Source organism: Solibacillus sp. FSL W7-1324, from assembly GCF_038008025.1.
In the GTDB taxonomy this organism is placed as follows: Bacteria; Bacillota; Bacilli; order Bacillales_A; family Planococcaceae; genus Solibacillus.
On sequence record NZ_JBBOYH010000001.1, the window covers coordinates 2,320,882 to 2,335,485 of the forward strand.

At 40.1% G+C, this 14,604-nt stretch carries 17 protein-coding genes; 2 read left to right on the forward strand and 15 right to left on the reverse strand.

The window, feature by feature from the left end; genetic code table 11:
* Positions 1-114 precede the first annotated feature (114 nt).
* From MKY71_RS11505 to gpr, 7 genes are all read right to left on the reverse strand, one after another.
* Positions 115-552, reverse strand: a complete 438-nt coding sequence (locus MKY71_RS11505) for a RicAFT regulatory complex protein RicA family protein (RefSeq protein ID WP_339172056.1) — start codon at positions 550-552, stop codon at positions 115-117.
* On the reverse strand, positions 549-2,084 hold the full coding sequence (miaB, locus tag MKY71_RS11510) for a tRNA (N6-isopentenyl adenosine(37)-C2)-methylthiotransferase MiaB (RefSeq protein ID WP_340732687.1): 1,536 nt from the start codon (positions 2,082-2,084) through the stop codon (positions 549-551). The genes MKY71_RS11505 and miaB overlap by 4 nt, the downstream gene beginning before the upstream one ends.
* Positions 2,085-2,160: 76 nt before the next feature.
* On the reverse strand, positions 2,161-2,505 hold the full coding sequence (locus MKY71_RS11515) for a hypothetical protein (protein WP_340732688.1): 345 nt from the start codon (positions 2,503-2,505) through the stop codon (positions 2,161-2,163).
* A gap of 91 nt (positions 2,506-2,596) precedes the next feature.
* The gene (lepA, locus tag MKY71_RS11520) at positions 2,597-4,426 is read right to left on the reverse strand and encodes a translation elongation factor 4 (RefSeq protein ID WP_340732689.1); all 1,830 of its coding nucleotides are present in this window, start codon (positions 4,424-4,426) and stop codon (positions 2,597-2,599) included.
* Positions 4,427-4,591: 165 nt separating this feature from the next.
* Positions 4,592-4,726, reverse strand: a complete 135-nt coding sequence (locus MKY71_RS11525; protein ID WP_340732690.1) for a hypothetical protein — start codon at positions 4,724-4,726, stop codon at positions 4,592-4,594.
* Between the two features lie 35 nt (positions 4,727-4,761).
* A complete protein-coding gene (spoIIP, locus tag MKY71_RS11530) occupies positions 4,762-5,583 on the reverse strand; it encodes a stage II sporulation protein P (RefSeq protein WP_340732692.1) in 822 nt (273 codons plus the stop codon).
* A gap of 83 nt (positions 5,584-5,666) precedes the next feature.
* Complete coding sequence (gene gpr / locus MKY71_RS11535; RefSeq protein ID WP_340732693.1) at positions 5,667-6,701, reverse strand: GPR endopeptidase; 1,035 nt, start codon at positions 6,699-6,701, stop codon at positions 5,667-5,669.
* Between the two features lie 164 nt (positions 6,702-6,865).
* Between gpr and rpsT the strand changes: the two genes are divergently transcribed.
* Complete coding sequence (rpsT, locus tag MKY71_RS11540) at positions 6,866-7,114, forward strand: 30S ribosomal protein S20 (RefSeq protein ID WP_251686766.1); 249 nt, start codon at positions 6,866-6,868, stop codon at positions 7,112-7,114.
* Between the two features lie 70 nt (positions 7,115-7,184).
* On the opposite strand, the gene holA is transcribed toward rpsT, so the two are convergent.
* On the reverse strand, positions 7,185-8,195 hold the full coding sequence (holA, locus tag MKY71_RS11545; RefSeq protein ID WP_340732695.1) for a DNA polymerase III subunit delta: 1,011 nt from the start codon (positions 8,193-8,195) through the stop codon (positions 7,185-7,187).
* A gap of 245 nt (positions 8,196-8,440) precedes the next feature.
* Here holA and MKY71_RS11550 point away from each other — a divergent pair, with 245 nt between their 5' ends.
* Complete coding sequence (locus tag MKY71_RS11550) at positions 8,441-8,614, forward strand: YqzM family protein (protein ID WP_339172073.1); 174 nt, start codon at positions 8,441-8,443, stop codon at positions 8,612-8,614.
* A gap of 51 nt (positions 8,615-8,665) precedes the next feature.
* Here the strand turns inward: MKY71_RS11550 and MKY71_RS11555 are convergent, their stop codons facing one another.
* The 7 genes from MKY71_RS11555 to MKY71_RS11585 all read right to left on the reverse strand — a co-directional run bounded on the left by MKY71_RS11555 (position 8,666) and on the right by MKY71_RS11585 (position 14,597).
* Positions 8,666-10,984: a DNA internalization-related competence protein ComEC/Rec2 gene (locus MKY71_RS11555; RefSeq protein WP_340732698.1), complete on the reverse strand. Its 2,319-nt coding sequence runs from the start codon at positions 10,982-10,984 to the stop codon at positions 8,666-8,668.
* Positions 10,953-11,528 (reverse strand): ComE operon protein 2, encoded by a 576-nt coding sequence (locus MKY71_RS11560; RefSeq protein ID WP_340732699.1) that lies wholly within the window; start codon positions 11,526-11,528, stop codon positions 10,953-10,955. Before MKY71_RS11560 ends, MKY71_RS11555 begins: the two co-directional genes overlap by 32 nt.
* Positions 11,529-11,613: 85 nt before the next feature.
* A complete protein-coding gene (locus MKY71_RS11565; RefSeq protein ID WP_340732701.1) occupies positions 11,614-12,261 on the reverse strand; it encodes a helix-hairpin-helix domain-containing protein in 648 nt (215 codons plus the stop codon).
* 123 nt (positions 12,262-12,384) lie between these two features.
* Positions 12,385-13,122: a class I SAM-dependent DNA methyltransferase gene (locus MKY71_RS11570; RefSeq protein WP_339172080.1), complete on the reverse strand. Its 738-nt coding sequence runs from the start codon at positions 13,120-13,122 to the stop codon at positions 12,385-12,387.
* Positions 13,115-13,468: a ribosome silencing factor gene (gene rsfS / locus MKY71_RS11575; protein ID WP_339172082.1), complete on the reverse strand. Its 354-nt coding sequence runs from the start codon at positions 13,466-13,468 to the stop codon at positions 13,115-13,117. Before rsfS ends, MKY71_RS11570 begins: the two co-directional genes overlap by 8 nt.
* Positions 13,469-13,474: 6 nt before the next feature.
* Positions 13,475-14,035 carry a bis(5'-nucleosyl)-tetraphosphatase (symmetrical) YqeK gene (gene yqeK / locus MKY71_RS11580; protein WP_339172083.1) on the reverse strand — a complete coding sequence of 187 codons (561 nt, stop codon included), beginning with the start codon at positions 14,033-14,035 and terminating at the stop codon, positions 13,475-13,477.
* Entirely contained in the window at positions 14,004-14,597 is a 594-nt protein-coding gene (locus tag MKY71_RS11585; RefSeq protein ID WP_340732704.1) for a nicotinate-nucleotide adenylyltransferase, read from the reverse strand. Before MKY71_RS11585 ends, yqeK begins: the two co-directional genes overlap by 32 nt.
* Positions 14,598-14,604: the final 7 nt, after the last annotated feature.

The window sequence follows — 14,604 nt, forward strand, 5'->3', positions numbered from 1 at the left end:
CCCGCAGGAGTCGCCCTCCATTCCAATCAATTTTGCAATATATCCATTTCTTAATAAAGGCTTTCCTTTTATTTAGCAATAATTATACTTATGTCCCAGCCTCTTAAAATCATTTTAAGAGCATGAGCCTGGTGTACTATTACGTACCTTTGAGCCTGTTTCGCCTTTTAGTAAATCTCCGCCAGTCGAAGCAATGACTTCATCTGTAACATTGTTCGCTATGGCATTTGATACTAATTGTAACAGTTCATTTACTTCTGTCTGCGATTGTTTAAATTGTTGAACGACTGGTAGTTCGTCGATTTCTGTTTCAATTCCTGTAATCTTGCCTTCAATCATTTTAAGTGCTTTTTCTTTCCCTAAGTGCTGAAAGTTAACTGCCTGTTTTTGAAGTGCTTTCAATGAGGCAATTTTTTCGCGTACAAATTGGTTTTCATTGATTTGTTCTTCTGCTTTTTTGAAAAATTCAACTTCTTCGGTATTCGCAATCATATGGGCAATTTCTTTTGCTTTTTCTACAATCTCATCTTTTGTATATAATTTTGTTGTCATCTTACGAACTCCCCCTCTTTTATCACTTCTTCTACAAATTCACCCATTAATGAGTATGATTTTGCTTCTAAAATTTTTACATTTACAAGCTTTCCAATATATTTTGGATCAGCCTTAAAGTTAACAAGACGGTTTTTGCGCGTATAGCCAGCTAACACATCATCGCGTCTTTTACTGCTGCCTTCAACTAAAACTTCTACTGTTTGACCTTCCAAGTCTTTGAGTGCTTTTGCAGAATACTCCCCGACAATCGCATTCAAACGGTGCAGACGGTCTTTCTTTTCTTCTTCTGTTACATTATCGACCATTTTAGCAGCCGGTGTTCCTTCACGAGGCGAATAAATATATGTGAACGCCATATCAAAGCCAACTTGTCGATACAAATCAAGCGTTTCCTGGAATTGCTCTTCTGTTTCATTCGGATAGCCTACAATGATATCAGTTGTCAATGTTACGCCTGGAATAGCCGCTTTAATCTTATCGACTAATTGCAGGAAATGCTCACGTGTATATTTACGAGCCATAATTTTTAAAATTTCATTTGAACCCGATTGTACCGGTAAATGAATATGATCAACGAGATTTCCGCCTTTTGCCAAGACTTCGATTAAATGATCATCAAAGTCGCGCGGATGACTTGTTGTAAAGCGAATTCGCGGGATATCGATTTTACGTAGTTCGTCCATTAAATCACCCAGTCGATATTCGATATCATCAAAGTCTTTCCCGTATGCATTGACGTTTTGGCCTAAAAGCATAATTTCTTTATAGCCTTGTGCTGCCAATTCACGCACTTCCTGGATAATTTCTTCAGGTCGACGTGAACGTTCCTTGCCCCGTGTATATGGAACGATACAATATGTACAGAACTTGTCGCAGCCGTACATAATATTCACCCAAGCTTTAATCGAGCCAATACGTTTTTTCGGAAGGTTTTCGATGACATCGCCTTCTTTTGACCATACTTCAACAACCATTTCCTTAGACATATAGGCATCGTGTAAAATATTCGGTAATCGGTGGATATTATGTGTCCCGAACACCATATCAACATGCTGATACTGTTTTAATATTTTGTTCACAACAGACTCTTCTTGCGACATGCATCCGCAGACGCCGATCAGCATTTCCGGATTTTTACGTTTATATTTTAACAGGAAGCCCAGCTCACCGAATACTTTATTTTCCGCATTTTCACGGATTGCGCACGTGTTTAGTAAAACAACATCCGCTTCTTCAATCATTTCAGTCGGTGTATAGCCAAGCTGCATGAAAATACCAGCCATTACTTCCGTATCGTGCTCATTCATTTGACAGCCGTATGTTCGAATATAAAACTTACGATTCTGTCCCATTCCTAGAAATTTTTCTTCAATATCAAAATCTTTATGATATTTCACTTCTTCTTTACCGCGTTTTTTCGCGTCTTTTAGTGAAGGAGCTGTAAATACTTTTTCGAAATATTTACTATAGTCTTTTTCTTCCTTAGGTTGTTTAATCTGCTGACTAGCTAGTCGTTGTTCTTCATTCATCGACTACTTGCCCCCCTATCATTTATTACCTTAACTCATTTCATCATTATAGCGAACTGTTGCCGGTTGTTACAAGCTAGTCGATAAATTGTTTATAACTATTGAGGTCATTATCACGTAAAATTGTAAAAAATGTGACACTCAACTTGATTACCTGTGCCCAGTTCATTTCATATTTCGCTTCAAATAGATGCTTTGGCAGGCGCAGAACATCCTGAAACAGTCGTTTCGCTTCAATGTTCTGCTGTGCTAAATACGCTAAAAATGCCAAAAACAGCTTGTGGTCCTCCAGCTTCACCGCTTTGTTTTCCAGCAGTGCATCTACACGGCCCCCCGGAGAGTTGGCACGTTCAAACAATCTATTCAATTCACTTTCCAGTTTTTCATTTTTATATTGCAAAAAATTTAAAATATCGGTCATTATTTCTACCTCATTTTCAAAAAACATTTCAGTAAACTTGTCCTTCTAAAAATAAAAGGCAGAAAGATTGCTCTATCTGCCTTTACAAATATTATTTACTGTCATCCATTTTCAGTACGGCCATGAATGCTTCTTGTGGAACTTCTACTGAACCTACTTGTTTCATACGTTTTTTACCGGCTTTTTGCTTTTCAAGTAATTTACGTTTACGTGAAATGTCACCGCCGTAACATTTGGCAAGTACGTTTTTACCCATTGATTTAATTGTCGAGCGGGCAATGATTTTTTGTCCGATTGCTGCTTGTACCGGTACTTCGAATTGTTGACGTGGAATCAGCTCTTTTAATTTCTCTACAATTACTTTTCCGCGTTCATATGCAAAATCTTTGTGTACGATAAAGCTTAACGCATCGACTTGTTCACCGTTCAATAGAATATCCATTTTGCTTAATTTAGAAGGCTGGTATCCGATTAATTCATAATCGAACGACGCATAGCCTTTCGTATTCGATTTCAAGAAATCAAAGAAGTCATATACGATTTCCGCTAAAGGCATTTCATAAACGATTTTTACACGCGAGTCATCGATGTAGTCCATCCCTGAGAAGTTACCGCGTTTTTTCTGGCATAGTTCCATTACAGCACCTACATAATCGTTTGGTACCATAATTGTTGCTTTTACGTACGGCTCTTCAATGCGGTCGATTTTTTGCGGATCCGGCATCATTGACGGGTTATCGACTTTTAATACCGAACCATCAGTTTTTGTCACTTCATAAATTACAGAAGGCGCAGTCGTGATTAAATCAATGTTGAACTCACGCTCAATACGCTCCTGAATAATTTCCATGTGCAATAGCCCTAAGAATCCGCATCGGAAACCGAAGCCTAATGCCTGAGAAGTTTCTGCCTCATATTGTAGGGCAGAATCGTTTAATTCCAGTTTTTCAAGTGCTTCACGTAAATCGTTGTATTTGGCAGTATCAATCGGATAAAGACCGCAATATACCATCGGATTTAATTTACGGTAACCCGGAAGCGGTTCTGTAGCGGCACGGCTACCCGCGAAAGTTACAGTATCACCTACACGTGTGTCCTGAACATTTTTGATGGATGCTGTTAAATAACCTACATCCCCAACTGTCAGTTCAGCTTGCGGTATTGCTTTCGGTGTATGGATTCCTACTTCGATTACTTCAAATTCTGCACCTGTTGCCATCATTTTAATTGTATCTCCGGCTTTCACAGTACCATTTACAATACGGATCGAGATAATAACACCTTTATAGGCATCATACACAGAGTCAAAAATTAATGCTTGTAATGGAGCATCAGGATCACCTTGTGGGGCAGGTACTTTTTCAACGACCTGTTCCAAAATATCCTCGATCCCAATTCCGGCTTTTGCTGATGCAAGCACTGCTTCAGAAGCATCCAGTCCAATTACATCTTCCACTTCTCCGCGGACACGTTCCGGGTCTGCAGCAGGCAAGTCGATTTTATTGATAACCGGTAAAATTTCAAGGTCATTGTCCAGAGCCAAATATACGTTCGCAAGCGTTTGCGCTTCAATTCCCTGTGCGGCATCGACTACTAAAATGGCACCTTCACATGCCGCTAATGAACGTGATACTTCATATGTGAAATCGACGTGACCCGGTGTGTCGATCAGATGAAAAGTATAGATTTCGCCATTTTTAGCATTATATTTTAATTGTACGGCATTTAATTTAATTGTAATTCCGCGCTCACGCTCCAGATCCATCGAATCCAAAAGCTGTGACTTCATTTCTCGTTGTGTAACAGTTTGCGTCTTTTCCAATAAACGGTCAGCAAGTGTTGATTTCCCGTGGTCGATATGTGCAATAATCGAGAAATTTCGGATATTTTCTTGTCGTTTTAAACGTTGTTCTCGGTTCATGTATAATTCCTCTCCTAATTAGAAAAAACACCTGAGCCCATTTAGGGTTTGGTGTCACTACATATGTAGGTTATTCATCCATTTACTTTTCTACTAAAATACAGCCTCTATTCTCCATAATTTGAAGTAATGGAACAATAGAGGCATAACGTATTTTAAATTATACTATGAATTGTAGTGAAACGACAACAGCGAACCTTCACCTGCAATAGGAAAACCGCATTTCGCCCCAAACTTTTGCGAAATGCGGTTTTTCATATTCGAGCGGGCAGCCGTACTGATATGGCTCATCATCTTCACACTACCCGCCTGCTATTTTGTATTACAAATAATACTTAAGCTGCTGATTCAACAAAAGCAACCCGAATCGCCTGCGCTAAAATCGCCATCGTACGTTGAAGCTCTTCTTCGGTATTGTCTATGCCTCCAAGTTCAATCAGCAATACATTTGTCGCAAGATCCTGATTGTAAACACCGTCAACACCAGTTCCCGACTTTTTCATAATTCCGCGTGAAACGCCTGGCACAATTCGATTCACTTGCTCGCTTAGCATTGTTGCATAAGCTAAATTCGCTTCATATGCAGGGTGTTCCGCACCGACGACAAAAGCAATTTTTGCATATTGTTCATTATTTGCTGTAAGCGTCGTCACTTTTTTAGGTGCTGAATCCCGATGGAAATCGATGACAAGATCATATTTGCTTCCTTCCAAATACTCAGCCAATACAGGTCGCGCCACTTTGTATGCCTGGTGAAATGTCGCATCAACCTGTTTCATTTCGGTCATAACATCAAAATCAACAATATGCGGTGTTAAACCGTTTAATTCAAGATAGTGCTGCATCATTTCCTGAAGTGAAAAGATATTCATTTCTTCATCATAAACTGCCTGCATCCCTTTTGTTTTCTTGACGATCGGCTTATAGGACTCGTGTGAATGTGTGAACATCAGCAGTACATCGAATGGATCGACTTTAGGTTCTTCAGGTACTGTGTCTATTGGCTCTGTCGCCGCATAAACAACGTGCGGACGTTCACTTTTAATTTTTTGTGTAGTCATTTCATTATTTGGAAAAGGGAATTGCCCAATAATAATAGGCAGTGAAAATAAAAATAAGAACAATAATGAGAAGCGTTTTAGTTTCCGCAAACACATCACCCTTTCTCCAATACAATATGGGAAAAGAGTAAAACTTAGAACGTATAACTAGTTTTTATTGTTCAGAAAAAAATTGCCGGCTAATTTCCGGCTTTTTGTTTTTCATCAAGCCATGTAAACAAGCTTTCACCTAGTAGAAATGCATATTGACTAAGCCAGAAGTCGACTTCTTTCGGTGTAACCATCAATCGCTCGGGATGGGTGCTGAAAACTTCTTCAAATAATTGTCTTCGGTCTTCAGTCGGCCATGTCGCCCACTGACCGAAAATCGGTTCGACTGTCGTTAAATCGACCTCTTCGTTTACAGGTGTCCAGCTTGTTACGGAAAGCTTGCCGGACGGTTTCCCTCTTTCCTGGATTTTAGCCGCAATTGATCTGAATGCAACATCAATTGCATCAGCGATTAAAATCGGGGCTTCCACAACGGTCGGAACTCCGATTGCAGTTACCGGAACACCGAGCACTTCCTTGGATACTTCTTTGCGATGGTTGCCGACGCCCCCTCCTGGATGGATACCTGTATCAGTAAGCTGGATAGTACGGCATAATCGGGCACTTCCGCTTGTTGCAAGCGCATCGATAATAATGACGAGCGCAGGTTTAATCCTTTCTGCCAATGCATGAATATAATCACTTGTTTCAAATCCTGTTTGGCCGGTAACACCCGGCGCATACAAAATAAACTTTGGTGAATCCAGTTCCGACTGTTTTTTATGCATGGCATCGATTGTATAAGGACCGATCGCATCCGGGGTAATCGTCTTGTTCCCTAAGCCAATCACTAAAATTTTTGAATCCGCCGTAATTTTTATATCTTTGTGCAGATCGTGCAGGTAATGGATCAGAGACTCCTGCATTTGTTCAAAACCATGGCGGTCTTCTGATGTTAATGTAGGGATCGACAACGTTATATACGTGCCCTGTTTTTTACTTATTCTTTCTTCCCCCGCAGCATTCACTTCTACTTTTGTGATTTTGACACGATTTTGTTGAGATTCTTCCATGTGAATGCCACGTTCATGTTCCAATGTTTCCTTTTGCTCTTTTGTTTGATGTTGGACGACTTCTGCTGTTTCATCAATTAAATCTGTTCGATTCCAGTCAATTTTTTTCATATTGCACCTCCACAATTCAGTTTGCTCAAACTGTCAAGTAAATATTCTTTGCATTTATGTATTGCAATTCCTTCAATCCTTTGGTAGAATGATTTTTGTTGTATTGACACATGAAATAAGTGAGAAAATACTCATCTCGTACCTAAATCTAGGAGGTGAAAGAAATGCCAAACATTAAATCTGCTATCAAACGTGTAAAAGTTAACGAAAAAGCTAACGCTGCTAACGTACAAGCAAAATCTGCTATGCGTACTACAGTTAAAAAAGCTGAGCAAGCGATCGCAACAGGTGCTGAAAACGCACAAGAATTAGTAGTTGCTGCTTCTAAAGCATTAGATAAAGCTGCTTCTAAAGGTCTTATTCACAAAAACGCGGCTTCTCGTAAAAAGTCTCGTTTAGCGAAAAAAGCTTAATTGTAACTTATAAAGCCAACTGTGCATCTGCACAGTTGGCTTTTTTCATTGTTTCCTAGAATAAAATTTTCTATAGTTTCTTCATTAAAAATAGCTCGAGGTGGCGTTCACGGTTTCCGCCCGTTGTTTTCAGCTGAAGATCCACTTCCGCCAAACTGTAGAGGGCCTGAAGCAAACGCTGGTCGGATGGGCGGTTTCTTTGGCCAGAAATAACTTGCACCCGATAAGGATGGATTTTAAGCTGTTTTGCAATCTGTTGCTGATGGTATCCTTTTTTTTGCAAATAAAAAATATTTGTCATCGTTCGGATATTATTTGCCAAGAGACCTACAAGTTTAATTGGTTCTTCTTTTTGACGTAATAGATCATGGTAGATTTTGAGCGCCTCTTCCTGATTGTGGTCCAAATAGGCATTCAGCATTTTAAATGCATCATGCTCAAGCGTTTTCGCTACTAAATCTTCTACATGATCACGTGTAATCTCATGATCTTCCCCTAAATACAAGGCCATCTTCTCTATTTCCATCTGAAGCTGGAGCATATTCGGACCGACCATTTCAAGCAGTTTGCCGACTGCCTCATCGGTAATCGCTTTTCCATGCTGCTCTGCTTCGTTTTTCACCCATACATTCAAATCATTGTTCTGCGGGGTTTCTGCTGCGATTACTGTACATTTTTCTTTCATAAGCTTTGTAACTTTTTTACGCTCATCCAACTTTTCATACGGGGCGATAAATATCGTGATGGCTGTATCAGTAGGATGCTGCAACCAGTTTTCAAGGCGCTTCAAATCATGGTCTATCTTTTCTTTGCCTTTTTCAGTCGCTTTTAAAAATGATGCATTTTTAGCTATTATTAATTTACGTTCCGAGAAAAACGGAATCGTATCCGCTTCATCAATAACATAATCAATCGGCTGTTCATTTAAGTCAAAGGTCATAATTTCCGCTTCCTCATTTTTTTGAAGAGCTGCCTTCAACTGCTTAATTGTTTCGTCCACAAAATAGGATTCTTCTCCTACAAGCAAGTAAACCGGTGCGAAATTCCCCTTTTTAAAATCTTGCCATACTTTTGTTATCATACTGGGAACCTCCTTTACTTTCGTAGTTCTAAGTATACCATTTTTTACGTTACTGAGGATGTCCAGTTTCATATCTCCTTATGCCTCAAACTCGTATTTATTGTTTCTATCTCCTGTATATTTAATTATGGATTTTTTTTGAAATTCAACCCAACTCCATAAACCAATAAAAGGAATAATTAGCATTTCATATAGCATTTTAAGTTAGAATATTCTATAATTATTGGAGATTAGGAGGGATACTTATGGCAGGACATCAAGATCCAAACTATGTAGCTGAAAACCCATTTGAAGGTCGTGGCCGTGCGATGAAAAGCAATGACTTTCCGGATGCAGGTTACGGTTTCGCCATTGGTGGCGGTTTCTTCATCGTATTGTTTATTATTGCAACAATCGTAGAAGCAGCTACACGTATGTAATTCCTTAAAAGCGGGATGGTTTCTAGTTAAAATTAGAAACCATCCCCTTTTTTATTTCATAAAAATAGAATTCGATTTTTCAATGTACATTTGACTTTGTGAAACGGAAACTTCTACTGTCCCATCTAATCCTGTTATCGCGTATGGGATATTTTTCTCTTCAAATCGATTGACAACATCTGTATGCGGATGATTATAGCGGTTATTTTCGCCTGCCATAAACACAACAAATTCAGGATTTGTTACGGCTAAAAATTCTTCAGAGCTTGAAGTTCTACTGCCATGATGCCCCGCCTTCAATAGATCGATATTACGTAATTTCCCGTTATAAAGCCGAATGAGCTCTCTCTCGCCTTCCTGCTCCAAATCCCCTGTAAATAATGCTCTGAATGCCCCGTGCTTTAAAAATAGAACGAGCGAATCATTATTGCCTTCATATTCGATATCCAATGGCCATAAATATTCCAAAGAGGTTTCCCCGATTTGCCACTTATGACCAGCCATCTTCTCCATTAGTTTTGTATTCGTTTTCTCAAGTTCCTGCAAAAAATCATTCATAACCGGCTTACCGAACGAACCTGGTGTCACATGCACCTCGTTTACAATTACTTCCCGCAACACCTCTTCAGCCCCCTCAACATGATCGGCATCCGCATGTGACAGTACAAATGTGTCAATTGTCTGTATCCCTCGCCCTTTTAAATAAGGAACGACAACTTGACGCCCGATTTCATAGGGCGTTTTTCGCTCTTTCCACTTTTCCTGTTCAAATCGCAGCAAGCCTCCTGCATCGATGACAATGACCGATTTTCTGCGCGGCAATTCAATGACAATGCAGTCCCCTTGTCCGACGTTGACAAAAGCAATTTTCAGATCACTGTTCAAAAATGGCTGTCCATGGAATATTAATGCCGGCAGTACTAAAACAAAGATTACTTTCTTTAAACGCGCTTGCTGGTCAAGTAAGTAAAAAGCAAATAAAACCGAACTATATAAAAGAATAAGCCACGTAATTGAAGGTTTACCGGGATTCCACATTTGAACAATCGGCTGCTGAATGTAGAGTATGAAGTTTGTCAGTGCTGTACGTAGCGGCTCATAAATAAAAAAGAGAGTGGTATCAACCGGGAATGGCAAAAAAGTAAGAACAAGAACAAATAGATTGACTGGTAAAATAATAAAGGAAAAAAGAGGGACAAAAATAATATTCGCGATAAAAGAGGAAAGGCTAATTTCGTAAAAGTGGAACAGTAATAAAGGATAAACGAGGATTTGGCATACAAATGTAATGTAAAAAGACTGCACCCAAAAATTTGAATAGCGGGCTAAAATGCGGTTCGAATAAACTAAGCTGTAAGTGGCCAAATAGGATAGCTGAAAGCCGACTTGAAATACTGCACCAGGCTCTAATAAGACAAATACAATAAAGCTGAGCGATAATGCATCATCCATCGGTATTCTCCAACGAACATACTGTGCAAGTAAAACAAATTCAACGACACTAACTGCGCGCCAAATAGACGGTGCTCCTCCTGCTAAAATTGCATAGAGAGGCAATAGTATAAGCAAAAGTATTGTCGCGATTTCTCTACGTATCGTTAAGCGGAACAATATCTGGAAAAACAGAAATGAAACAAGCGCAACATGCAATCCCGAAATCGCGAATAAATGGGTAATCCCAAGTTTTTGATAAGCGCGATTTAATTGTTCATCGACATTGTCCTGGTAACCGATTAAAAGGGCTTGTGCTTCTGCTGAAAGTGCGGGTGGAAAAGTTTTTTCAATATGTCTTTTTAACCGAAAGCGTTGTTCATAGATTGGTTGCATAAAGTTTTTATTTTGCCTTAAATATTGGAGTTGATGAATTTCAATGATCCCTCTTGCATTTTTGCTTTGCAAATAGCGGGCCATAGAAAAGCCATAGCGGTGTGAAGGGATTGATGGGGATACTTGCTCCCCGGTCACAAGAAAACTTGTACCAGCAAGCTGCTGAGCCTCGAAACGCTGCTTTTCGTTTTCATTTTTCAATTCATAGGTGACATATACTTTGTCGCCGGAATCATCATGCATGAACCCTCTCAACATCACACCATTGATATTGTACTCATAGGTCCATGTTAACAATGCCGGCAGTTCAACAGGTCTTGAAAGCTTATTGACTTCAAAGGAAAAATAGCTGTAACTCCCAATGCCAACAATTACTATACACAACAGATGTATGTTTGCCAATCGTTTATAAAGACTAAATATCAACAATAACGCAATCAGAAAAAGAAGCCTTCCCGATTCAAATGCAGCAAGTGCACTGATGCAAATCGACAAGGCGTAAAATATCCACTTATGCTTGAATAAGTTTACCAAATAAAGCATGCATCTTCTCCTCTAATGGGAGCAACTGATCGCGGCTTGCACCTAACTCACGAAGCTTTTCGAGCATTTCAGCTGTCAATGCGAACTTTTCGTCCTGCAGAAAGTCGATTTTCGCTTCATCAAATGGAATATGTGCAACATGGACACCTGCTTTTTTAAACAGTTCCATTGCGTATAAATTATTTTTATAATCTTTTGCATAGTACACATTTTTGATGCCGGCCTGAATGATTGTTTTTGTGCATGGCAAGCATGGGAAATGCGTGACATACAGATCCGCTCCATTTGATGGCGTACCATATTTCGCACATTGCAATAAAGCATTCGTTTCTGCATGCACTGTGCGGACACAATGGTTGTCCACAACATAGCACCCTTCTTCGATACAGTGTTCGTCACCTGAAATCGATCCATTATATCCGCCGGCAATAATGCGCTTTTCCCGTACAATTGTCGCACCTACCGCAAGACGGCTGCACGTGCTTCTTAATGCGAGTAAATGACTTTGTGCCATAAAAAATTGATCCCAAGTAATTCGCTCCATATGATAACCCCCAAATGTTTTGTCACCTATCAGTTTATACGTAGTTCCTGACATTCGCAATATAAGATCGTTCAGAAATTTCGGCTTATTTTACATCGATTAAGCCCTTTAACTGCTCAAATGTTTTATCACCGATTCCCGTTACCTTTTTTAAATCATCAATGACTTGAAAATTCCCGTGTTCAGATCGATGCTGAATAATTGCCCCCGCTTTGGATGGACCAATTCCCGGAAGCTGGGTTAACTCTGCTTCCTCCGCTTTATTTATATTAATCTTCCCGGATGTACTTCCACTGCCTGAGCCGGTTGACGGACTGCCCTGTAACACCTGTTCCATTACTTCTGCCGGCTCTTCACCCGTTTTAGGTATATAGATGACCATTTCATCCTGAAGCCTTTGAGCATGGTTAATGAGCACCGGATTGGCATCGTCTGTGTAGCCTCCTGCTGCTTCGACGGCATCGACAATCCGTTGCTCTTCCGATAATGTGTACACACCCGGATATTTTACCGCTCCCTTTATATCAACCATTATTCGGTTATATTCAGTTTCGATTTCTGTTTCAGGATTTGTGGAATGTTCATCAATAGCAGGAATTGTCATTTGGTCGATTGTTTCAATGGATGCACTATGCGGGGAATCATTGAGGAATAGGAAATAGATTAATACTACAGCAACGACTCCGCCCAGGATGGCGAGTTGCTTTTTATACTTCTCCAGAAATGGCTGCAAAATAAAAAACACCCTTTCATAAAGAAGGTTTTATATATGGAGCTTACATCCACTATACAAATTCCGCTTCTTTATGAAAAGGTATTTCCATCAAAACTGCCGAAACTTACTTTTTCAGCTATTTTATTTAACCGCCCGAATAAAAATTCGTTCGCTCTCATCGGCAGGTTGTGTTGGCATCCAGTCTGCCGTCACTTCAACATGAGAAAAACCGATTTCTTTCAGCCATGTCACATATTGCTCATACGCAAATGTGCGCTGATAATGTTCTTCATCAAAACGTTCATACAGACCGCTTTCTGTTAGTACAAAAAACGTCATCTGATGGTATACAGAATGGGGTTCTTCACCCGGCTCCGTATGCCAGACATATGAAGTTTCGCCGTCGTCATAGGTAAATGGACCATCCAGAAAAATATCGTCCATTTTAAATAACGAATGTACATCAAAGAATAGTTGTCCGCCTTCACGAAGACTGTCAAATACCCGTTTCAATGTTTCCAAGACATTTTGCTGTTCTTTTACATAATTGATCGAGTCAATTGGAATAATCGCAACATCCAACTCGCTAAAACCGTCCAGTTCGTCCATTGACATCGCATATAGAGGCATTGAAACTTTTTCATCCTCCATACGGGCACTTGCAATGGCAAGCATTTCTTCGGATAAGTCAATACCTGATACAGCGTAACCCGCTTTATGCAGCATTAATGCCAGCGTTCCTGTCCCACAGCCGATATCGAGCAGATTTTTATAGTTCTGTGCAGGTGCATATGTTTGAATCCATTCCACATATTCCGCGTAAGGGATATCTGTCATCAATTCATCATAAACTTCCGCAAATCGATCATAACTATTCATTTTCCATTTGTGGCGCGTCTAATTGTGGTGCATCTCCCCATAGACGCTCTAGGTTATAATAAGCACGCTCATCTTTATGGAAAATATGTGCAACCACATCACCCATATCGACTAAAATCCATCGTGCAGTATCAAAGCCTTCAAGCTTACGTACTGTGTAGCCCGCTTCTTCTGCTTTTTCTTTAATTTCACGTGCAATTGCCTGCACTTGGCGCTCTGAGCTACCTTCAGCAATAATGAAATAATCAGCTAAAAGTGAAATCCCCTGCATATTTAATGCAACGATATCCTCTCCTCGCTTGTCATCGATTGCTTTGTACGTAATATTTAATAACGTTTCATTCATGTATGTTTATTCCTCTCTTAGTAAGCTGTTGTAGCATTCAATTGAAACAGGGTAAATTGCCTGCTGTGACGAAACTAAGAAACTGAGCGTGTGTGTCACACATGCTCGGAATGCATCCTCTAAACTGCTGTCTGCCAGCGTTCTTAATTCCTCAACACCCTGAAACTTACGATTTGGTTCAATCATATCTGCTACATAAATAATTTTCTCAAAAGTTGTCATATTCGCACGTCCGGTAGTATGGTAACGTATTGCATTTAAGATGGCTTCATCATGAATTTGGAATTCCGTCTCGACAATCCAGGCCCCGACAGGACCATGCAATATTTCTGCATTCCAGTCAAGCAGACGTGCATCCAACTGCTGATCAATCACGACTTGTTTCATCCAGTCAACGTCCGCATATTTAGCGATATCATGAAAGATAGCCGCTATCTCTGCTTTTTGTGGATTTTCACCATATTGATGAGCTAAACGGATCGCTGTTTCCATTACACCGATTGTATGAATATACCTTTTTTCAGGCATTCGATCCTTAATCGCTGCCAGCATCGTTTGACGTTCCATACAAACCTTCCTTTCGAATATACTGTTCAACTGCAGCAGGCAATAGAAACTGTAACGGTGCCTTCGTTTGCTGTAGTCGGTTTCGAATATATGTTGAAGAAAGGTCAATTTGCGGAGCTTCCACCATACACACGTCGTAGGAAGATTTCGCTTCACTGCCCGGGCGCTTCACTCCAACAAATGTGACAAGTTCCATTAATTCATCGATACGGTGCCATGTATGCAATGAATCGATCATGTCCCCGCCGATAATAAAATAAAACTGTGTTTGTGGTTCACGTTCACACAATGCTTTCATTGTGTCGAAAGTATAGGATACCCCTCCGCGTTCAAGTTCATATGTTTCCACTTGAAAATAAGGAATGTCCTCGATCGCCAGCTCAACCATCCGCAGACGCTGCGCATTTGTAGCTGAGCGGGCAAGATCCTTATGCGGCGGTTTTGCGTTCGGCATAAAGCGCACTTCCGTCAAATCAAGTGCTGCATATACTTCATTGGCCATCATCAAATGTCCAATATGCGGTGGATTAAAAGTTCCGCCAAAAAGACCGACTTTCTTCATTACAATT